Consider the following 21381-nt stretch of genomic DNA (forward strand, 5'->3'; position numbering starts at 1 on the left):
GCAAAGAAGAGCACAGACGACAGGTCCATGCCCTTGCGGATCTAGGCGATCAGCGCCTTAGAACTTGTAGCGGCCACCGATGATGAACTCGCGGCCGGTGTAGTTGTTGACCACGACGTTGTCCATCGCCCGGGAGATGAACTGGTCGTTCGGCTGGTTGGTCAGATTGGTCGCTTCAAACGTCAGCTGCAGCTGCTTGTTGAGCTGGTAGCCCATCGACAGGTCGACATTGAAGGTCTTGTTCTTGCCGGCCACGTCCTGGTTGTTGCCCGCCGGGATGGTGGTCAGGAAGGCCGAGCGCGCCGAGGTCGACACGCGGCCGCTGAAGGTACCGTCGTCGTAGTAGACCGACAGGTTCCAGGAGCGCGGCGACAGGTTGACCAGGTCTTCCGTGACGGTGGCGGAGCCGACGGCGGTGGCCGACAACACGTATTCCATCTTGGACTTGACCTGCGTGTAGTTCGCCAGCAAGCCGAAATTCTTGCCCCAGCCCGGCAGGAAGGTGAAGGGCTGCTGCACGTTGATCTCGAAGCCGGTCAGCTTGCCGCCCGGGGTGTTGACGGGGGCGCTGACGCGAAAGATCTCGTCGCCGGTGAAGTTGCTTGGCAGCAGCGACATGGGCAGGCCGGTCTGGTTGTAGGGGATGTCGCGGCCCTGCGTCAGCACATAGCTCTTGATGTCCTTCTGGAACACGCCCAGGCCGATGAAGGCGTTCTTCGAGTGGTACCACTCGGCGCTCAGGTCCAGCGTCGTGGCGCGGAAGGGATCCAGCGAGGGATTGCCACCGGTGTAGCTCAGCGATCCCGTCGTGCTCAGCGTGCCGCCCGGGTTCAGGTTCTGCAGCGGCGGGCGCGACATGACCTTGGCCGCGGCGGCGCGCAGGATCAGGTCCTTGGCCAGGTTGACCGAGACATTGGCCGAAGGCAGCCAGTCGGTGTACTGGCGCGAGGCCGAGACCGCGCTGCCGCCGCCGGTGGCGAGGTAGCCGCTGGCGTCGATGGCGGTCTTCACATAGCGCGTGCCGACATTGCCGCGCACGGGCATGCCACCCAGGCGGGTCTCGAAGTCGGCCATGAACCATGTGCCGGTGTCGGTCTCGGTGATGGCGCGGTTGCCGCCACGGGCGCTGCCGTTGGTGATGGAGGTCAGCCTGTAGTCGCCCGGGCCGCCGGCCGGGCCGGTCTTCAGGCAGTTGCAGTAGATGTCATAGGCCTCGGCGATGGCGTCCAGGTTGGGGATGACCCAGGACGTGATCGAGCCATCAGGCAGGTTTTGGCCCTTGCCGAAGCCCGTCAGCGTCGTCACGAGGCTGGCCGGGATCACGTTGGCCGGCAGCGTGTTCATCGTCTCGACGGTGCGGCGGATGTCGTAGCTGGTGAACTTGAACTGCTTGTAGCTGGCGCCACCCTTGAGCGTCAGCACGTCGGGGATGACTTCCCAGGCCACGTCCGCGGTCAGCACGTCCTGGCGGTTGGTCACACCGTTGGGGCGGATGCGGATTTCGCTGGGCGTGAAGTTGGCGATGCTGGTCGAGCCGACGGGCACGCCGTAGATCTTCAGCGCGCCGTTGGGGTCGCTGGGGTTGAGGTTGCCGTAGCCGAGCAGCGGCGCGCGGTCGTCGCCGCGGGCGTCGAACACATAGCCGTTCACGTTGGGCGCATCCAGCGTCGTCGTGGTCTGGATGGGGTTCCTGAAGCGGGACGTCGCGCGGCCACCGCGCAGGGTCAGCTTGAGGGTGTCGGTGATGTCCTGCTCGACGGTCAGCGACGGCTGCGTGAACTCGGTGCTGAGCTTGTCGAAGCGCGATTCGGCGCGCACGTCGACGCCGTTGAACTTGCCGTAGAGCATCTGGCCGCTGGGCGCGAACTGCGCCTCGACGACGCTGGTCTGCTGCTTGCCGCCGGCCGACAGCGCGCGGCTGAAGGAGATGGCCTCCAGGAAGTCTTCCTGGCGGGTTGCCTCCAGCTTGCTGTACAGCATGTCGAAGGTGATCAGCATGCTGTCGGCCGGGCGCAGCTGGATGGCGCCGGTCAGCCCCAAGCGCTCCTGGTCATGCGTGAGGCGGCCGTAGCGGGGCAGGCGCGGGTGGAAGTTGGTGGCCAGCGAGGCGGCGTTGTAGGCAGCGAGGTTTTCCGGCGTGTTGGGCAGGCGGGCCACCGCCTGGGCGGCGGGGCCGCAGGTGGTGGCGGTGGAGCCGGTCGGCAGGTTGGCCGTCACGCCCTGGGGCGGGCACCAGCCGCTGAAGGCGTTGCCGCTGGAGGGGCCGTTGTCCCAGCGCACGGTGCTGAAGCCCTCTTCATAGACCTTGCGCTTGGAATAGGCGCCCGACAGCAGCACGCCGATCTTCTTGTCGGCAAAGGTGTTGGAGATCAGGAAGGAGGTCTTGGGCGTGGCCTTGCCGGACAGGTCGTTGTAGGTGCCTTTGACGGATACGGCGGCCGCGAACTTGTTCAGGTCGAAGGGGCGGGCCGTCTGCAGGTCGATGGTGGCGCCAAGCGAACCTTCATCCACGTCGGCCGAACTGCTCTTGCGCACGGTCAGCGAGTTGAAGAGATCGGCGGCGAAGACGTTGAAGTCGAAGGCACGGGTGCGGTTGGCGCCGCCGGAGCTGTCAGTACCGCCGGTGGTGGCCAGGGCCTCGATGCCGTTGATGCGGGTGCGAGCGAAGTCGCCGCCCAGGCCGCGCACGGTGATGTTGCGGCCTTCGCCAGCGTCACGGTCGATGACGACGCCCGGGATGCGCTGCAGCGATTCGGCCAGGTTGGTGTCCGGGAACTTGCCCATGTCCTCGGCCTTGATGACATCGACGATGCCCTTGTCCTGGCGCTTGGCGTTCAGCGCGCTCTCCAGCGAGGCGCGGATGCCGGTGACGGTCACGGTCTCCAGTTGCGCGGAGGGGGCCGGCGCGGTCTGGGCCCAGGCGGGCGCGGCAGACAACGTGGCAAGGGTGGCGGCCAGCGCCACCGGGCTCAGCGCCAAGCGGTGGGACGAGCGACGGAAAGGATGAAAGGCGGGCATGTGGTGTCTCCTGGTGCAGGCCGCCTGGGTGCGGTGTCGCGCCGGCGGCTCTCGGGTTATGCAAGGCTGTGAACCCGGGCGCACGCAGGGCACCCGTTGATTTCCTAAGCCGGCGACGCTGTAGTGCGAGCACCGGTTCTTTCGTCGTGACGACAGATCGTTGTCGCGGCGAGGGAAAAACTTGTCGGTCAGCGCAGGCCCGTCATGGGTAAACAGGGGCACATTGCTGAGTTCTTCGAAGTTCGTTGTGGACGATGATAGGGGGAAGATGCGAAAATCGGAACATCGGTTCACTAATTAGAAACCATGATTCCGCAACACTTGCGCGCTGCCTAAAGTCGTGGCATCGGAAAAAGTGGAACTGCGTTTCAACCAGCTGAACCACCTTGGCCACGACCCTCGCGCTGAACGGACGCAACAAAACATGGTGCTCAACAACTTCAACCTGGCCGGCAAGACGGCCATCGTCACCGGCTGCAACACCGGCCTGGGCCAGGGCATGGCGCTGGCGCTCGCCCAAGCCGGCGCTGACATCGTCGGCGTCAACGTGTCCGACCCGGATGAGACCAAGGCCGGTGTCGAGAAGCTCGGGCGCCGCTTCCTGGACATGCGTGCCAACCTGTCCGACGTGAGCGCCATTTCCGACCTGGTCGCCCAGGCCAGGACCTTCACGGGCGCGGTGCACATCCTGGTCAACAACGCCGGCATCATTCGCCGTGAAGACGCCATTAAGTTTTCGGAGGCCGACTGGGACGACGTGATGGACTTGAACCTGAAGTCCGTGTTCTTCCTGTCGCAGGCCGTGGCCAAGGTCTACCTGGCCCAGGGCAGCGGCGGCAAGATCATCAACATCGCGTCGATGCTGAGCTTCCAGGGCGGTGTGCGCGTGCCCTCCTACACGGCCAGCAAGAGCGGCGTCATGGGCATCACGCGGTTGATGGCCAACGAGTGGGCCTCGCATGGCATCAATGTGAACGCCATCGCGCCGGGCTATATGGCCACCAACAACACCGCCGCGCTGCGCGCCGACGAGCAGCGCAACAGCGCCATCCTGGACCGCATCCCGGCCGGCCGCTGGGGCAAGCCCGAGGACCTGGCCGGTCCGGTCGTGTTCCTGGCCTCGCAGGCGTCCGACTACGTCAATGGCTACACCATCGCCGTGGATGGCGGCTGGCTGGCCAGGTAAAACGCCCCTCGCCCAGCCTCGCCTGCTGAACGCGGCGAGTCTGGTCGGTCCCCCGAGGGGACGGCGATGCTTGCGGCATCGAGCCGCAAGCACATCGCCAGTCGGGCCGGCTTGGGAGCGGCCCGGCGCTCGGCCCCGAAACTTCTCACGCCGCGCCGACAGAAGCCCGCGCGAACGAGGATCAAGCCATGAAGTCCACCGAACGCAAGTTTGATTTCCTCACCCGCGAGGACCCCGACACCGGTGCGCGCGTCACGCGCCTGACACCGCCCGATGTCACCTGCCATCGCAACTACTTCTATCAGAAGTGCTTCACGAACGACGGTCGCAAGCTGATCTTCGGCGGCGAGTTCGGACCCAATCCGAGTCCGAACTGGAATTACCACCTGCTGGACCTGGGCACGCAGACGGCCATCCAGCTCACCGACGGCATGGGTGAGAACACCTTCGGCGGCTTCCTGAGCCCAGATGACAGGCACCTGTACTTCGTGCGTGACAAGCGCCAGTTCATCCGCCTGGAGCTCGCCACGTTGCAAGAGGAGGTCCTCTACGTCGTGCCCGACGCCTGGGTGGGCTACGGCACCTGGGTCAGCAACAGCGCCTGCACCAAGATCGTCGGCATAGAGATCGCCGCCGCCGATTGGTTCCCGCTGAATACCTGGCAGAAATTCAACGAGATGTTCCACAAGCGGCCGCTGTGCCGGCTGTTCAGCGTCGACCTGGCGACCGGCAAGCGCACGGTGATCCTGGAGCAACGCGGCTGGCTGGGCCACCCGCAGTACCGCCCGTTCGATGACAACACCGTCGCCTACTGCCACGAAGGCCCGCACGACCTCATCGACGCGCGGATGTGGTTCATCAACGAGGACGGCACGAACCGCCGCTGCGGCAAGGAGCACCTGGACGGCGAGAGCTGCACGCACGAGTTCTGGGTGCCGGACGGCAGCGCCATGATCTACGTCAGCTACAACGAGAAGTCGCCCGAGCGCTGGATCTACAGCCTGGACCCGGTCACGCTGGAGAACAAGCTGCTGACGGCCATGCCGCAGTGCTCGCACCTGATGAGCAACCATGACGGTTCGCTCATCGTCGGCGACGGCGTGGGCAAGGTCAGCCATGACAGCACGGCCAGCAACGCGATGCTGGTGGGCGACCCGTATCTGCACCTGTTCGACCTGAAAGCCGGCACGACCCGCCCCATCGCGCGGCACGACAGCGGCTGGGACGTCTACAAGGACGACCGCCAGGTCACGCACCCGCACCCGAGCTTCACGCCAGACAACAAGCAGGTGCTGTTCAGCTGCGACAAGGAGCGCGCGAACGGCGTCGAGCCGGCCCTCTACCTGGCCGACCTGTGAAGCTCGCGCTGGCCTTGGCCGCATCGCTTGCCGTAACGGCAGCTCAGGGGCAAGCACGCCCTCAGCTGCCGGCCGAGCAGGCCGCCGCGCACACCGCGGCGGCCTACCTCGGCGACTGGAAGCCAGGGCTGCTGGCCGACCTCACCGCGACCGCGCCTGACTTCGTCGTCAAGCCAGGTGAGTCGGTGCAAGCCGCCATCGACAAGGTGCCCGCTGAAGGGGCCAAGCGCTGGGTCATCCATATCCAGCCCGGCACTTACCGCGGTCCCGTCTGCATCAAGGACAAGGCACCGCTGGCCCTCGTCGGCTCGGCGCTTGACGCCAGCGCCGTGGTGCTGGTGGACAACCGCTTTGCCGGCAAGCCCAAGGGCGAGAACGAGCCCGCCCACCCCTGCTGGCCCGAACTCGGCAAGGCCTCCATCGGCACCAGCGGCAGCACCAGCATGCTGGTGCAGAGCAACGACGTGCAGTTGATCTCGCTGACTGTCGCCAACGACGCGATGGATGGCGTGCGCCGCGGCGAGGCCTATCCGCCGGGCGTGGGCGAAAGCGGCGGCGCGCAGGCCGTGGCGCTGACGCTGATGGGCGACCGCATCCAGCTCGAAGGCGTGCGCCTGCTCGGCCACCAGGACACGCTCTACGCCAAGCGCGCGAAGGCCGACCAGACCGCCCGCCAGTTGATCCGCCACAGCCTGATCGCTGGCGACGTGGACTTCATCTTCGGCAACGCGGTGCTTGTCATCGAGCACAGCACCGTCCTGACCCGCGCCAACCGCCGCACGCCGGGCCACGGCGGCATCATCCTGGCGCCCAGCACCGCGCCCAACGTGGCGCAAGGCTTTCTCATCACGCACAGCCGCCTGATCGGCGAGCCCGGCATCGCCGAGGGCGCCACCTCCCTCGGCCGCGCCTGGGATGCCGGCGTGAAGGCCGGCACGTGGCAGGCAGGCAGCAGCCCCAACGGCCTGGCCATCGTGCGCGACAGCGAGATCGGCGCCCATATCGGCCCCTGGTCGGCCAGCACCTCGCGCCGAGCTTTCGACGCTGCCAGCAACCGCCTGTTCGAGTTCAACAACCGCCCATGAAACGCCGCCACATCCTTGCCCTGAGCGCCCTGCCCGTCCTGGGCGGTTGCGCAGCCACTGCCCCCGCACCGGTGGAACTGCCGCTGGGTTGGGCCGGCGTCGGCAACACGACGGGCGGCGCCAAGGCCATCCCCGAACATGTCTTCGACGTTCACGATCGCGCCGGCCTGGACGCGGCGCTTCGCCTGGGCGACAAGCCCAAGATCATCCGCATCCACACCTTCATCGACCTCTGCCCCGGCGGCGTCGAGGCCTTCCGCGATCCCGAGTTCAACTTCGACGCCTTTGACCGCGCGTTCGACCCCGCCACCTGGGGCCGCGACGCCCCCCGGGGCCCACTGGAAGATGCCCGCAAGCGCTCCGAAAAGCGCCAGGCCGACGGCTCCGTCGTGCGCCTGCCGTCCAACACGACACTGCTGGGTGTCTCGCCGGGCGCCGGCTTCCTGCACGGCATGGTGCTGCTGGACAAGGTCAGCAACATCGTCATCCGCGACCTGCGCTTCTCCGACGCGTACGACCACTTCCCCGCCTGGGAGCCGCGCGACAACGGGCACGGCGAGTGGAACTCGGAGTACGACGCGCTGTCGCTGCGCGGCGCTGAGCGCGTGTGGGTGGACCACTGCCTGTTCGACGACGGCAACCACGCCGACAAGCTCGAGCCCATCCGCCTGGGCCAGCGCGTGCAGCACCACGACGGCTTGCTGGACATCACCAACGGCAGCGATCTCGTCACCGTGTCCTGGTGCCGCTTCCAGGCCCATGACAAGACCATGCTGATCGGCAACAGCGACGGCCGCATCACGGATGACGGCCTGCTGCGCGTCACGCTGCATCACAACCACTTCCACGCCTGCAAGGAGCGCACGCCGCGGGTTCGCTTTGGCCGCGTGCATGTCGTCGCCAACCTCTTCAGCGCCGAGCGCGCTGAGGACTTTGGCTACTCCCTGGGCGTCGGCATCCGCTCGCGCCTGTACAGCGAGCACAACCACTGGGAGTTGCCGCCCGAGATCAAGGCCGACCGGCTGATCCGCCGCCTCAAGGGCAGCGCCTTCACCGACCGTGAAAGCCGGCTCAACGGCCAGGCGGTCGACATCCTGGCCGCTTGGGCAGCCACGCACCCCGGCGAGACCATGTCCGCCGACGTCGGCTGGCGCCCCGACGAGTCCTACGACGCGGCAGCTTTGCGCCCGGCCCGTCCCGATCAATTGGTTGAGCAAATCCGCGCAGGCGTCGGGCCGCGCCGCGCCTGAGTCAGAATCCGGCTACTGAAACACGCACCCGAAAGAATCGAAACGATGGACGACGACATTGCTGATTCCAAGCAGCCGGAGTCGGTTGCCGCGGTGCTCAAGGTGTTCGCCATCCTGAATGCCCTGGGTGAGCGCAGTGACATCGGTATCACCGACCTGTCGGTGCGCCTGGCCATGCCCAAGGCGACGGTCTACCGTTTCCTGCAGACGATGAAGGGCCTGGGCTATGTGCGCCAGGAGGCCGACAGCGAGCGTTACGGCCTGGCCATGCGCATGTTCGAGATCGGCGCCAAGGCCCTGCCCTCGCCCGAACTCGTCGACCTGGCCAAGCACCACATGCAGATGCTGGCCGACGCCACCGGCGAGACCGTCCACCTGGGCAGCCTGATCGACAGCGAGATCATCTACATCCACAAGGTCGACTCGCGCCACATGCTGGGCATGTACTCGCGCATCGGCCGCCGCGCGCCGCTGCACTGCACGGCCATCGGCAAGGTGCTGATGGCCTGGGAACACCCCGAGCGCCGCGACCGCATCCTCGACGGCGCAGAGTTCAAGCGCTTTCGTGACAAGACCATCACGGAACGCCCGGCCTTCCTGGCTGAGCTCGAGCAGGTCAAACGCCAAGGTTTCGGCGAAGACCGCGAAGAGTTCGACGACCACATCCGCTGTCTGGGCGTGCCCATCTTCGACCGCCTGGGCCAGCCCATCGCCGGCATGAGCGTGTCCTTCCCGACCTTCCGCTTCGACGTCGAGAAGGCGCCCGAGGTGGTCCGGATGCTGCAGACGGCCAGCAAGGACATTTCCGAGAAGCTGGGTTGCACCAGCTATCCGATCACGATCGCGTCGTGAGTCGACCGCTCTAAAGCGTTGTCGCCCCTGGGACGCAGGGGTCCCGGTCAGGGTGCTTCAATGGCGGCTGTTACCTGAACAGACAGCCCCATGAGCCCCATCAATCGCCAGATCGTCCTCGCCTCGCGCCCCAAGGGCGAGGTCACGCCCGCCAACTTCCGCCTGGTCGAAGCGCCGCTCGCCGCGCTGGCCGACGGCCAGGTGCGCGTGCGCAACCATTTCCTCAGCCTCGACCCCTACATGCGCGGGCGCATGAACGAGAGCAAGAGCTATGCGGCCTCGCAGCCGCTGGACGAGGTGATGATCGGCGGCACCGTCGGTGAAGTGGTCGAGTCCAGGAACGCGAATTTCGCCGTCGGCGACAAGGTCGTCGGCATGGGCGGCTGGCAGGAGTACCAGACCGTCGACGCCACGCAGCGCGGCGTGCTGAACAAGGTCGACACCACCCACATCCCCCTGTCAGCCTATCTGGGCTCGGTCGGCATGCCCGGCGTGACGGCCTGGTATGGCCTGATGAAGATCATCAACGTGAAGGCCGGCGAGACCGTGGTCGTCAGCGCCGCCAGCGGCGCCGTGGGCAGCGTCGTCGGGCAGCTCGCCAAGGCGCGCGGCGCCCGTGCCGTGGGCCTGGCCGGTGGTGCGGACAAGTGCCGTTATGTCGTCGAGGAACTGGGCTTCGATGCCTGCATCGACTACAAGCAGCATCCCGATGTGAAGTCGCTGTCCGCCGCATTGAAGGCCGAGTGCCCGCAAGGCATCGACGGCTATTTCGAGAACGTAGGCGGCATGATCCTGGACGCCGTGCTGCTGCGCGCCAATGCCTTCAGCCGCATCGCCATGTGCGGCATGATTTCCGGCTACGACGGCCAGCCCATCCCGATGGCCGCGCCCCAGCTCATCCTCGTCAACCGCATGAAGGTCGAGGGTTTCATCGTGTCCGAGCACATGGACGTCTGGCCCGAAGCGCTCAAGGAGCTCGGCACGATGGTCGCCACCGGCAAGCTCAAGTTCCGCGAATCCATCGCCGAAGGCATCGCCGCGGCGCCCGAGGCCTTCATCGGCCTGCTCAAGGGCAGGAATTTCGGCAAGCAGCTCGTCAAGCTGGTCTGATGCGCTGGACCTGCGTCCCGTTCGACGGGCTGAGCACGACGCAGCTCTACGACGTGCTGGCCCTGCGGGCTGAGGTCTTCGTCGTCGAGCAGAACTGCGTGTTCCTCGACATCGACGGGCTGGACCGGCAGACCTGGCACTTGCTGGGCTCGGGCGACGACGGCAAGCTGAAGGCCTACGCGCGGTTGATCCCGCCGGGGCTGAAGGCGCCCGACGCCCTCATCGGCCGCGTCGTCACGTCGCCCGCCGCACGCAGCGGTGGTGTCGGCCGCGCGCTGATGGCCGAGGCCCTCGTTCACTGCGCGCGGCTGTGGCCCGCCCACCCGATCACGCTGCACGCCCAGGCACACCTGGAGCGCTTCTACGCCAGCTTCGGTTTTGCACCGGTCGGCGACCACTACATGGAAGACGGCATCTCCCACATCGAGATGCACAAGGAGACAAACACATGAGCAAGCAAACCGCCGTCATCACCGGCGCCGGCTCAGGCTTCGGCCTCGAAACCGCCCGCCTCGCCGCCCAGCGCGGCATGAACCTCGTCCTCGTCGACGTGCAGGCCGATGCGCTGGACAAGGCCGCGTCGGAGTTCAAGGACGTCGAGGTGCTGGCCCGCGTCGTCGATGTGGCCAAGGCCGATCAGATGGAAGCCCTGGCCGCGGCGGTGCAGGAGCGCTTCGGCGCGCCGCACTTCGTCTTCAACAACGCCGGCGTCGGCTCGGGCGGGCTGATCTGGGAGAACTCCCTGGCCGACTGGGAGTGGGTGATGGGCGTCAACGTGATGGGCGTCGTGCACGGCGTGCGCCTGTTCACGCCCATGATGCTGGCCGCCGCCAAGGCCGACCCGGACTATTCGGGCCACATTGTCAACACGGCGTCCATGGCCGGCATGCTGAACCCGCCCAACATGGGCGTCTACAACGTGTCCAAGCACGCGGTGGTGTCGCTGTCGGAGACGCTCTTCCAGGACCTGTCGCTGGTGACCGACCAGGTTCATGCCTCGGTGCTCTGCCCTTTCTTCGTGCCCACCGGCATCAACCAGAGCCACCGCAACCGCCCGAGCGAGTTGGCCGCGGCCAAGCCGACCAAGAGCCAGCTGATCTCGCAGGCCCAGACCGACAAGGCCGTGTCCTCGGGCAAGCTGACGGCAGCCGACGTGGCGGCGATGGTGTTCGACGCCATCGACTACAACAAGTTCTACATCTTCAGCCACCCGCAGGCCCTGGCCGGCGTGCAGACGCGTCTGGAGGACGTGATGCAGCTGCGCAACCCGACCGACGCCTTCGCCGACCGGCCCGAGATTGGCGCCGGCCTGCGCGCCAAGCTGCGCGCCGACTGAGCCCCTCCGAGGGCTAGCCGCCCCTGGCCACCATCAGCCGGCCCGGCCGCGGTCTGCTGCTCTCCCGTGATTGACCCGATTTGCTGGCGCTCCCTGAGCGCCGGCAGGCAGCGCCATGTCGAGCCTGCCCAGGGTTCCCGGCAGGTTCCAAAGCGATCCGAAATGGGATACTCGCCACACGGAACGACAGGCCACAAAAAATGAAACTGTCTTCCATTCCAACGAGAGACAGCACCTCATGAGCAGATCCATCTCGATGCGGCACACGCTGAGCTACGGCAGTGCCAACTTGCTGGGCAGCGGCGCCCTGGCCATCGCGGCGGCCTGGCTGCTCTATTTCTACACGACCTTCTGCGGGCTGACGGTGGTGGAGGCGGCCACGATCTTCTCCGTGGCCAGCATCCTGGACGCCATCAGCAACCCCGTGATGGGGTATATCAGCGACAACTTCTACAACACCCGGCTCGGTCGCAAATTCGGGCGCCGACGATTCTTCATATTGGTCGGCATCCCCGCGGTGCTGCTGTATCCGCTGATGTGGATCGAGGGTTTCGGGTTCTGGTACTACCTGAGCATGTATGCCCTCTTCGAGCTGGTCTACACCATGATCATGGTGCCCTATGAAACCCTGGCAACTGAGATGACCACGGATTTCGCCGTCCGCTCCAAGCTCACCGGTTCGAAAGCCATGTTCGGCAAGGGCGCCAACTTCCTGGCCGCCTTCATCCCGGCCCAGCTCTTCCTGATCTACAGCAAGGACTCGGCCACGCCCTTCCTGCTGACCGGCATCATCTACGCCCTCATCATGTGCGCGGCGATGACGGCGCTCTACCTGTCCTCCTGGGAGCGGCCCGTCAACGAGGTGGTGCAGGAGCGCGCCGGCAGCCTCGGCAAGGCCCTCAAGAAACTCGCGGTGGACATGCTGTCCACCTTCCATCTGAAGATATTCCGCAAACACCTCGGCATGTATTTGCTTGGTTTTGGGGCGGAATGGCTGTTCGCCTCGATATTCACGTATTTCATCGTCTTCTGCATGGGGCAGGACAAATCCGTTGTCGGCTACCTCAACAGTTTCAGCTCGGTGATGCAGCTGATATCGACGATGCTGTTCATCGGCCTGTGCATCAAGTTCGGCTTTGCAAAACCCTACCGCCTGGCCCTGCTTGTCGTCTGCGGCAGCGTGCTGGCCTATACCGCGCTGTTCTACCTGGGCTTGTCCAAGCAGACCACCGCCATTGCCCTCTTCGCCATCACGGCCGTGTTCGGCCTCGGAACCGGCGGCGTGTACTACATCCCCTGGACGGTCTACACCTTCCTGGCCGACGTCGACGAAGTGCTGACCGGCCGCCGGCGTGAAGGCATCTATGCCGGCGCCATGACCTTTGCCGGCAAGATCACCCGCTCGGCCATCGTCTTCGCCATGGGCTGGACACTGGGCCAGTTCGGCTTCCTGTCCGGCCAGGCCACCCAGCCGGCCATCGCCATCGACGCCATCATCGGCATCTTCACGGTCGGCGTGATCGGCCTGGGCCTGGGCGGCATCTACTACACCACGCAGATGAAGCTCGACCGCAGGAACCATGCCGTGCTGCTGGAGGAAATCGCCCGCATCAAGGCCGGTGGCCGCATCGCCGACGCCACCGCAGAGGCCCGGGCCGTCGCCGAAGAACTGACGGGCTGGAAGTACGAGCAGTGCTGGGGCAACAACGCGCTGGCGCCGGCAACGGCGAAACCGTCCGCAGCCGTCTGAGGCGGGAGGCGCTGCGAGCCCGGTTCCTAGAATCGGGCATGCAACCCAAAGATCCCACGGCCGACATCGCCATCATTGGCGGCGGGCCGGCCGGCCTGATGGCGGCCGAAGTGCTGGCCGCCGCCGGCCACGCCGTCACGGTTTTCGACGCCAAGCCCAGCGTCGGCCGCAAATTCCTGCTGGCCGGCAAGGGCGGCCTCAACCTGACCCACTCCGAACCCTTCGAGCCTTTTGTCGCGCGCTTCGGCGAGCGGGCCACGCACATCGAGCCGCTGCTGCGCAGCTTTGACGGCGACGCGCTGCGCGACTGGGCCGCGGGCCTGGGCGTCGAGACCTTTGTCGGCACTTCGGGCCGCGTGTTTCCGAAAGATCTGAAGGCCGCGCCGCTGCTGCGCGCCTGGCTGCACCGCCTGCGCGCGGCCGGCGTGAAGTTCGCGATGCGGCATCGCTGGACGGGTTGGGACCACGACGCCGCTCTGCGCTTCGACACACCCGACGGCGAGCGCCTGGTGACACCACACGCCACGCTGCTCGCGCTGGGCGGCGCCTCTTGGCCCCAACTCGGCTCGGACGGTGCCTGGGTCGAGCGGCTCGCCGCGCGGGGCGTCGACGTCGCGCCGCTGCATCCCGCCAATTGCGGCTTCGATGTTGGGCGCACCGCGGCCCACGCCGAAGGCCCCGGCTGGAGCGAACGCTTCGCCACCGAGTTCGCCGGCCAACCGATCAAGCCGGTCGCACTCGAGACCGAAGGCTTCGCCAATCGCGCCGGCGAGTTCGTCTTCACAGCCACAGGCATCGAAGGCTCGCTGGTGTACGCAGCGAGCAGCAGATTGCGCGAGCAGATCGCGCGCACCGGCTCGGCCACGCTGCACCTGGACCTGCTGCCCCAACTGGCGCCCGAGCGCGTGCTCGCCGAAGTGAAGCATCCGCGCGGCAGCCGGTCGCTGTCTTCGCACCTGAAGAGCCGCCTGCACCTCAACCCGCTCAAGCTCGGCCTGCTGCACGAGTTGCTGACCCGCGAGCAGATGCTCGACCCAGCCACGCTGGCCGCTGCGATGAAGCACCTGCCGCTGACGCTGCAGGCGCCCCGCCCCGTGGCCGAGGCCATCAGTACGGCCGGCGGCGTGCGCTTCGAGGCGCTGACTCAAGGACTGATGCTGAAGGCCCTGCCCGGCGTGTTCGTCGCGGGCGAGATGCTGGACTGGGAAGCGCCCACCGGCGGCTATCTGCTGACGGCCAGCATGGCCAGCGGGCGCGCCGCAGCCGCAGGGCTTGCGGCTTGGCTGACTTCTTGACAGTCACAGTTGGTTGCAACCCGAACGGCAGGCATCCCTAGCCCTTGGGTGCCGCGGGGATGGGGTGAGCCGAAGCGGCTCCTAGACTCCGCCGTCCCTGCTAACGACACATCTCATGACGCCCCTGCGCCTCGCCACCCTGGCTCTGAGCCTTACCGCCGCGTTTGTCCACCCGCCGGCGTCGGCCGATGCGACATTGCCGCCCATTGGCCTGGGCATGCCCAATGCGTCCAACCTGTACGGGCTGGAGCTGAACCAGTGGTTTGTCGCCACCAACGAGGCCACGGCCGCCACGATCATCGATGGCACGATCAGCCAGGACGGCGCCTGGTTGAAGTTTCCTTCCGTCGCCCAGCTGAGTCACAGCGCGACCGACTCGCAAGCCGCCAATGACAAGCTGGCCTCTGCCTTCGCACGCGTCGGCCCGACCAGCCTCGGGGCGTCGGCCTCCGCGCTGGCGCCATTGAATCCGACCGCCATCAGCAGCGTTGCAGTCGGCCATTCCTTCGTGGGCTACTGGGCCATGCTGGACCAGGACACGACCGTTCAGTTTGACCTGAAGCTCGATGGCCACCTGGCGACGACGGGTGACCGCGCGCTGGGCGCCGACCGATCGGGTTCGGCCGTCACTGCCTTCGTCGTCGGCTCGCAGGCCAACTTCACGGCCGAAAGCCAGTACGCCTTGTTCAAGACCGCGGGGCTCGATGCCTTCGAAGTCGGGGGTGATCCCCTGCTGCAGCAGCTCGTCGCTGCACACCCCAGCACGCAGACCCATCTCGACGTGTTCGGTGCGCAAAGCGACACCATGGGCCGCTCGCTGGACGTCGACACCACGCTGCATGTGAGCGCGAATGGCACGCGGATCGACTGCCAGACTCCCATCTCGCCAGCCTGCGGCCGCTACTTCTACATGGTGGGCGCCTTCCTGTTCACCGGCGCGCAGAACGGCGGCGCCGCCGACTTCTCGCACACGCTCGACGTCACAAGCATCCGCGTCGGCAACGGCGCGGCACAGCCCTTCAACGCCGTCTCGGCCGTGCCCGAGCCAGCAGCGGCTGCGATGCTCGTGGCCGGCCTTACCGGCCTGGGTCTGGCCACGCGCCGCCGCCTACGCTGCTGACCGCCGGTCTGCGCCAGCGGGCGGTGCCCTGCACGACGGAAAACCTGGAGAAGCGTGCGACGGGTTTCAGATACCCCGTTGCAGGAAGCCCGTGTGGGAAAATCGCAGGCTTTTCGCCCGATTTCCCGAGCCCGTTTTGGACAACAAGCTGATCGTTTCCCAGATTGCCGCCGAACTGAAGGTTCGGCCCGCCCAGGTGCAGGCTGCCGTCGAGCTGCTGGATGGCGGGGCCACCGTGCCCTTCATCGCCCGCTATCGCAAGGAGGCCACCGACGGCCTCGACGACATCCAGTTGCGTGAGCTCGACGCGCGACTGGCGTACTTGCGCGAACTGGCCGAGCGCCGCGAGGCCGTGCTCAAGTCCATCGCCGAGCAGGGCAAGCTGACACCCGAACTCGAGGCCGCCATCCGCACGGCGCCAACCAAGCAGGAACTGGAAGACCTTTACCTGCCTTACAAGGTCAAGCGCCGCACCAAGGGCCTGATCGCCCGTGAGGCGGGGCTGGAGCCGTTGGCGGACAAGCTCTTCGCAGACCCCTCACTGACGCCGCTCGATGAAGCCGCGAGCTTCATCAACGCCGAGGCCGGTTTTGCCGACGCCCACGCTGTGCTGGATGGCGTGCGCGACCTGCTGGCCGAACGCTGGGCCGAGGACGCTGTGCTGGTGGGCAAGCTGCGTGAATGGCTGTGGGATGTCGGCCTGTTCCAAAGCAAGCTGATGGACGGCAAGAGCCCCGACACGCCGGACCACGCGAAGTTCCGCGACTACTTCGACTATGCCGAGACCATCAAGACCGTGCCCTCGCACCGGGCGCTGGCGGTCTTCCGTGGCCGCACGCTGGAACTGCTGGACGCAAAGCTGGTGCTCGCCGAAGAGGTCGTCGCCGGCCAGCCCAAGGGACCGTCAGGGACCCCTTCGGTGTCCTTGGCGGAAGGCCGCATCGCCTCCCACCTGGGCTGGCGCCATGCCAATCGCCCGGGTGATGCACTGATCCGCAAGACCGTTGGCTGGACCTGGAAGGTCAAGCTCAGCCTGAGCCTGGAACGCGACCTGTTCGCCCGCCTGCGTGAGGCGGCAGAAGCCACCGCCATCAAGGTGTTCGCCGAAAACCTGCGGGACCTGCTGCTGGCCGCACCCGCCGGCAAGCGTGTCGTCATGGGGCTGGACCCGGGCATCCGCACGGGCGTGAAGGTCGCTGTCGTGAGCGACACCGGTCGCGTGCTGGACACGTCCACCGTCTACCCGCACGAGCCGCGCCGTGACTGGGACGGCTCGCTGCACACGCTGGCCAAGCTGTGCGCGACGCATGGCGTCAACCTGATCGCCATCGGCAACGGCACCGCCAGCCGCGAGACCGACAAGCTGGCCGGTGAGCTGATCAAGAAACTGCAGGCGCTGGACGCGTCGGTGCAGATCGAGCGCGTCGTCGTCAGCGAGGCCGGTGCGTCGGTCTACTCGGCGTCGGAATTCGCGTCCAAGGAGCTGCCCGACCTGGACGTGTCGCTGCGTGGCGCCGTGTCGATTGCCCGCCGCCTGCAGGACCCGCTGGCCGAGCTGGTCAAGATCGACCCGAAGAGCATCGGCGTTGGCCAGTACCAGCACGACGTCAACCAGAGCGAGATGGCCCGCGCGCTGGATGCGGTCGTCGAGGACTGCGTGAACAAGGTCGGCGTGGACCTGAACACGGCGTCGCAGGCCTTGCTGGCCCGCGTGTCGGGCCTGTCGGCGTCGGTTGCCAGCAGCATCGTGCGCTGGCGTGACGCGAACGGCGCCTTCAAGAGCCGCCAGCAGCTGCTGGATGTCAGTGGCCTGGGCCCCAAGACCTTCGAGCAGGCGGCAGGCTTTTTGCGCATCCGTGGCGGCGACAACCCGCTGGACTTCAGCGGTGTGCATCCTGAGACCTATCCGCTGGTCGAGAAGGCGCTCAGCATCCTCAAGCGCCCGGCCGCAGATGTCGTCGGCCGCAGCGAGGTGCTGCGCACGCTCAAGCCGGAGTTGCTGGCCGACGAGAAGTTTGGCCTCATCACCGTCAAGGACGTGCTCGCCGAGCTGGAAAAGCCTGGCCGCGACCCGCGCCCCGACTTCAAGGTGGCGCGCTTCAACGACGGCGTCGAGGACGTCAAGGACCTGCAACCGGGCATGCTGCTCGAAGGTACCGTCAGCAACGTCGCACAGTTCGGCGCCTTCGTCGACCTGGGTGTGCACCAGGACGGGCTCATCCACGTCAGCCAGTTGGCCAACAAGTTCGTCAGCGACGCGCGAGAAGTCGTGAAGACCGGCGACATCGTCAAGGTCAAGGTGCTGGAGGTGGACCTGGCCCGCCAACGCATTTCCCTGACGATGAAGCTGGACGCCCAGGCACCGCGAGGCCCGAAGCCGGACAACAACTTCCGCCCCGCGGCGCGCAATGAACGTGGCCCACGGGAAGCCCAGGCCCCGGCTGGCAGCGCGATGGCCGCAGCCTTTGCCAAGCTCAAGCGCTGACCTTAGTCATTGACACGGCGGACTGCCATGATCGCGGCCCGCATCGCCGGGCGTCGATTGATGCCGCCGAACTTGCAACTGGTCGCAGTACCTCTGCGCCATGACAGCGCTGCCGCTATGGTGCGCGCCGAATCGAACCCTCGGAGTCCGTCTTGAAAACCCCCGCCCTCGCCTTGCTGCTTCTGCTCAGCCCAGCCCTGGTCCTGGCCCAGCAGGAGGTCGACCGCGCCTCGAACAACTCGCCCACGCCCAGCAACAACCAGCTTGAACGTGTCTCGGTGACGCGCCAGCAGACCGACACCGACCTGCGCCGCCGCGAGCCCGTGGCCAAGCAGCTCTATGGCCGCGACGAGCTGGACAAATACGGCGACACCCAGCTCAGCGATGTGCTCAAGCGCCTGCCGGGCATCAACGTCTCCGGCGGCCAGCTGCGCATGCGCGGCCTTGGCGGTGCCTACACGCAGATCCTCGTCAACGGCGAGCCGGCGCCCCCGGGCTTCAGCCTGGACAACCTGAATCCCGCCCAGGTCGAGCGGCTGGAGGTCAGCAAGGCGCCCACGGCCGACCAGAGCGCCCAGGCCATCGCCGGCACGCTCAACATCATCCTGAAGGACGCCCCGCGCGTCGTGCAGAAGGACCTGCGCCTGGGGATGGCCTATGCGTCGGAAAAGCCCGTCGTCAACGCCGGCTTCACCTATGGCGACCGCGTCGTCGGCGGCCTGGGCTTCGTGCTGCCGATCAATGTCCAACAGTGGAATTTCGTCAACGAGAACGAGGGCGACCGCGTGCGTGACCACGGCCTCACCGGCCTGCGCAACAGCGGGCGCGACCGCTCGTTCGGCCAAGGCTTCAACATGGCGCCGCGCCTGAACTGGAAGCTCGGCGACGACGAGACGCTGAGCGTGCAAGGGTTCTTCATCCAGAACCGCTTCCGCAGCGAAGGCAGCAACACCACCGAGGTGCTGTTCGCAGACCCGGCCACGCCGAGCAAGAGCGTGCTGCCGCCCAGCCTGCTCGACACGACCCGCAACCGTGGCACCTTTTCGGCCCAGCGGGTCAACCTGCAATACAACAACCGCTTCGGCGAGGACCGCCGCATCGAGCTGCGCGCCGGTGTGGGCAGCGGCGGCGCGGACTTCAACTCCGGCTTCTTCGGCCGCAACAAGGACGGCACGCCGGCCATCGACCGCCTCACCACCGGCGAAAACCGCAATCGCAACACGACGCTGTCGGGCAAATACAGCCAGTACGCTGGCGATGCCCACACCGTGACCACCGGCGCCGAACTGGAACGTCGCACCCGTGACGAAAGCCGTCGCACCCAGCAGTTCGACTACCGCAAGGCCAACCCCAAATGGGAGGACCTGCTGACCGGCGTCGAAGGCCAGCCCTTCGACGCGACGATCACGCGCTCGGCCCTGTATGTGCAGGACGAGTGGGAGATCAACCCGCAATGGTCGGCCTATGCCGGCGTTCGCCACGAGCAGATCAAGATGGCCAGCGAAGGCGCAAGCAGCCAGTTCGCCAGCACCAGCAAGGTCACCACGCCATTGCTGCACCTGAACTTCAAGCCCGACCCCAAGGGCCGAGATCTGGTGCGCGCCAGCCTCACACGCAGCTACAAGGCTGCCGACGTGCAGCAGCTCATCGCCCGGCCAACCGTCAACACCGATTACGAGGTGCGCGGCCCCAACGCCCGCATCAACACCGAGCTCGGCCCTGACCGCATCGGCAACCCGCAGCTCAAGCCTGAACTGGCCACGGGGCTGGACGTGGCCTACGAGAAGTACCTGCCGGCCGGGGGGCTGATCTCCGTTGGCGTTTTCCATCGCCGCATCACCAACCTGATCCGCACCGACCGCCCGCGGTTGATGACGGTCGACTATGCCGACACGCAGCGCTACGTCATCACCCAGGTCAACCTCAGCAAGGCCACGACCCAGGGGCTGGAGCTGGAGGTCAAAGGCCGCGCCGGCGAACTCTTCCCCAGCCTCTTCGAGCCCAACACCAACCTCAACCTGCGTGCCTCGCTGAACCTGTACCGGTCCACGGTCGCTGATATTCCCGGCCCTGACAACCGCCTGGAAGGCCAGCAGCCGTGGCAATTCAACTTCGGTGCGGACTACCGACTCAAGAGCCTGCCGATCAACATGGGCTTCAGCGCGCAGATCGCGCCCGAGTTCGACGTGCGCCAGAGCGTGCTGCAGAGCCAGACCTCGCTGGCCTCGCGCTCGCTCGACGCCTTCGCGGCGATGCAGGTCAGCAAGCAGGACAGCGTGCGCGTCAGCGTCAACGGCCTGTTCCAGCCCCAGCAGGGCACGCGGGTCGTCATCATCGGCACGCCCGACTACAACCTGAACCGTCGCGACCCGGTGCCCTGGTGGGCCGTGAATTGGGAACACAAGTTCTGAGCCCGGCTATCTTCGACGCATGAGCTCAGGCGCCCTGCAGGTCTTTGCCGGCCCGGCTGCAAGAACGCGGCTGGCCGAGCGCGGCCTGCGCGCCGAGGACATCGGCCTGATGCCCGCCGCCGCCGGTGGCCCCAAGGGCCTGATCCTCAACGGCCTGGACCGTTTCATCTTCGGCGACTGGCTGGCGCATAGCCACCAGACCGTCCACCTTGTCGGCGCCAGCATCGGCGCCTGGCGCATGGCCACGGCTGCGCTGGCGCACCGCGACGTGCCCGATGCGTTCAACACCATGGCCGAGGCCTATGTGACGCAGGAGTACGACGTACTGCCGGGCGAAAAACGCCCGCGGCCCGAAGGGGTGAGCAAGCGCTTCGGCGAGATCCTGGGCGAAATCTTCCAGGGCCGTGAGGCTGAGGTGCTGGCCCATCCGCGGCTGCGCCTGCATATCGTCACGTCGCGCGGCCGGGCGGGCCTGCTCGCCCGGGAAGGCAAGTTGCGCACGCCGCTGGGCTATCTCGGCGCCTTCGCGGCCAATGCCCTGTCTCGGCCGCTACTGGGCCGCTTCCTGGAGCGCGTGGTCTTCTCCGACCCGCGTGACCGACTGCCGCTGAAACTCAACGACTTCACCAGCCGCGAGGTGCATCTGTCGCGCGCCAACCTGCGCGGCGCACTGCTGGCAAGCTGCTCCATCCCATTCTGGCTGCAGGCCCAGCACGACCTGCCGGGCGCACCGCGTGGCGCCTACTGGGACGGCGGCATCACCGATTACCACCTGCACCTGGACTACCGTGCGCTGCAAACGTCAAGTAGCCCACTGGTGCTCTACCCGCATTTCCAACGTCAGGTCGTACCCGGCTGGTTGGACAAGGCGCTGAAGCACCGCCACCGCTCGACAGATTTCCTCGACAACGTCGTGCTGCTCTGCCCTTCGCCGGACTTCATCGCCAGCCTGCCCGGCGCCAAGCTGCCGGACCGCAACGACTTCATGGCGCTGGACGCCACCGAGCGCCGCCGTCGGTGGCGAATCGCCGTGACGCAAGGCCAGCGCCTGGCCGACGAATTCGCTGCGTTGGCCCAGCGCGACTCCATTCAGGCGCTCAGCCTTTAGAATCGCCGCTCCTCCCC

At 66.7% G+C, this 21381-nt stretch carries 15 protein-coding genes; 14 read left to right on the forward strand and 1 reads right to left on the reverse strand.

Annotation, left to right across the window (positions count from 1 at the left end; translation table 11 throughout):
• Positions 1 to 57 precede the first annotated feature (57 nt).
• Positions 58 to 3018, reverse strand: coding sequence for a TonB-dependent receptor (locus ASC95_RS25140; RefSeq protein WP_157256496.1), 2961 nt, complete (start codon positions 3016 to 3018; stop codon positions 58 to 60).
• Between the two features lie 424 nt (positions 3019 to 3442).
• Here ASC95_RS25140 and kduD point away from each other — a divergent pair, with 424 nt between their 5' ends.
• From kduD to ASC95_RS25210, 14 genes are all read left to right on the forward strand, one after another.
• Positions 3443 to 4204, forward strand: a complete 762-nt coding sequence (gene kduD, locus ASC95_RS25145; RefSeq protein ID WP_057300515.1) for a 2-dehydro-3-deoxy-D-gluconate 5-dehydrogenase KduD — start codon at positions 3443 to 3445, stop codon at positions 4202 to 4204.
• A gap of 188 nt (positions 4205 to 4392) precedes the next feature.
• The gene (locus ASC95_RS25150) at positions 4393 to 5562 is read left to right on the forward strand and encodes an oligogalacturonate lyase family protein (RefSeq protein WP_057300371.1); all 1170 of its coding nucleotides are present in this window, start codon (positions 4393 to 4395) and stop codon (positions 5560 to 5562) included.
• Complete coding sequence (locus tag ASC95_RS25155) at positions 5559 to 6647, forward strand: pectinesterase family protein (RefSeq protein ID WP_057300372.1); 1089 nt, start codon at positions 5559 to 5561, stop codon at positions 6645 to 6647. Before ASC95_RS25150 ends, ASC95_RS25155 begins: the two co-directional genes overlap by 4 nt.
• Positions 6644 to 7897 (forward strand): polysaccharide lyase family 1 protein, encoded by a 1254-nt coding sequence (locus ASC95_RS25160; protein ID WP_057300373.1) that lies wholly within the window; start codon positions 6644 to 6646, stop codon positions 7895 to 7897. The genes ASC95_RS25155 and ASC95_RS25160 overlap by 4 nt, the downstream gene beginning before the upstream one ends.
• A 45-nt stretch (positions 7898 to 7942) precedes the next feature.
• Positions 7943 to 8749, forward strand: a complete 807-nt coding sequence (kdgR, locus tag ASC95_RS25165) for a DNA-binding transcriptional regulator KdgR (RefSeq protein ID WP_057300374.1) — start codon at positions 7943 to 7945, stop codon at positions 8747 to 8749.
• Between the two features lie 90 nt (positions 8750 to 8839).
• Positions 8840 to 9859, forward strand: coding sequence for an NADP-dependent oxidoreductase (locus tag ASC95_RS25170; protein ID WP_057300375.1), 1020 nt, complete (start codon positions 8840 to 8842; stop codon positions 9857 to 9859).
• Entirely contained in the window at positions 9859 to 10311 is a 453-nt protein-coding gene (locus ASC95_RS25175; protein WP_057300376.1) for a GNAT family N-acetyltransferase, read from the forward strand. Before ASC95_RS25170 ends, ASC95_RS25175 begins: the two co-directional genes overlap by 1 nt.
• The gene (locus tag ASC95_RS25180; RefSeq protein ID WP_057300377.1) at positions 10308 to 11195 is read left to right on the forward strand and encodes an SDR family oxidoreductase; all 888 of its coding nucleotides are present in this window, start codon (positions 10308 to 10310) and stop codon (positions 11193 to 11195) included. The genes ASC95_RS25175 and ASC95_RS25180 overlap by 4 nt, the downstream gene beginning before the upstream one ends.
• Positions 11196 to 11433: 238 nt before the next feature.
• A complete protein-coding gene (locus tag ASC95_RS25185; RefSeq protein ID WP_057300378.1) occupies positions 11434 to 12945 on the forward strand; it encodes an MFS transporter in 1512 nt (503 codons plus the stop codon).
• A gap of 38 nt (positions 12946 to 12983) precedes the next feature.
• Positions 12984 to 14240, forward strand: coding sequence for a TIGR03862 family flavoprotein (locus ASC95_RS25190; protein ID WP_057300379.1), 1257 nt, complete (start codon positions 12984 to 12986; stop codon positions 14238 to 14240).
• Between the two features lie 115 nt (positions 14241 to 14355).
• Entirely contained in the window at positions 14356 to 15360 is a 1005-nt protein-coding gene (locus ASC95_RS31245; protein ID WP_057300380.1) for a PEP-CTERM sorting domain-containing protein, read from the forward strand.
• 136 nt (positions 15361 to 15496) lie between these two features.
• Complete coding sequence (locus ASC95_RS25200) at positions 15497 to 17845, forward strand: Tex family protein (protein WP_057300381.1); 2349 nt, start codon at positions 15497 to 15499, stop codon at positions 17843 to 17845.
• Positions 17846 to 17997: 152 nt separating this feature from the next.
• Positions 17998 to 20256: a TonB-dependent siderophore receptor gene (locus ASC95_RS25205; protein WP_082568086.1), complete on the forward strand. Its 2259-nt coding sequence runs from the start codon at positions 17998 to 18000 to the stop codon at positions 20254 to 20256.
• Between the two features lie 19 nt (positions 20257 to 20275).
• Positions 20276 to 21364 (forward strand): patatin-like phospholipase family protein, encoded by a 1089-nt coding sequence (locus ASC95_RS25210; protein ID WP_057300383.1) that lies wholly within the window; start codon positions 20276 to 20278, stop codon positions 21362 to 21364.
• Positions 21365 to 21381 lie beyond the last annotated feature (17 nt).

The sequence above is a fragment of the Pelomonas sp. Root1217 genome (assembly GCF_001425705.1).
Taxonomy (GTDB): Bacteria; Pseudomonadota; Gammaproteobacteria; order Burkholderiales; family Burkholderiaceae_C; genus Pelomonas.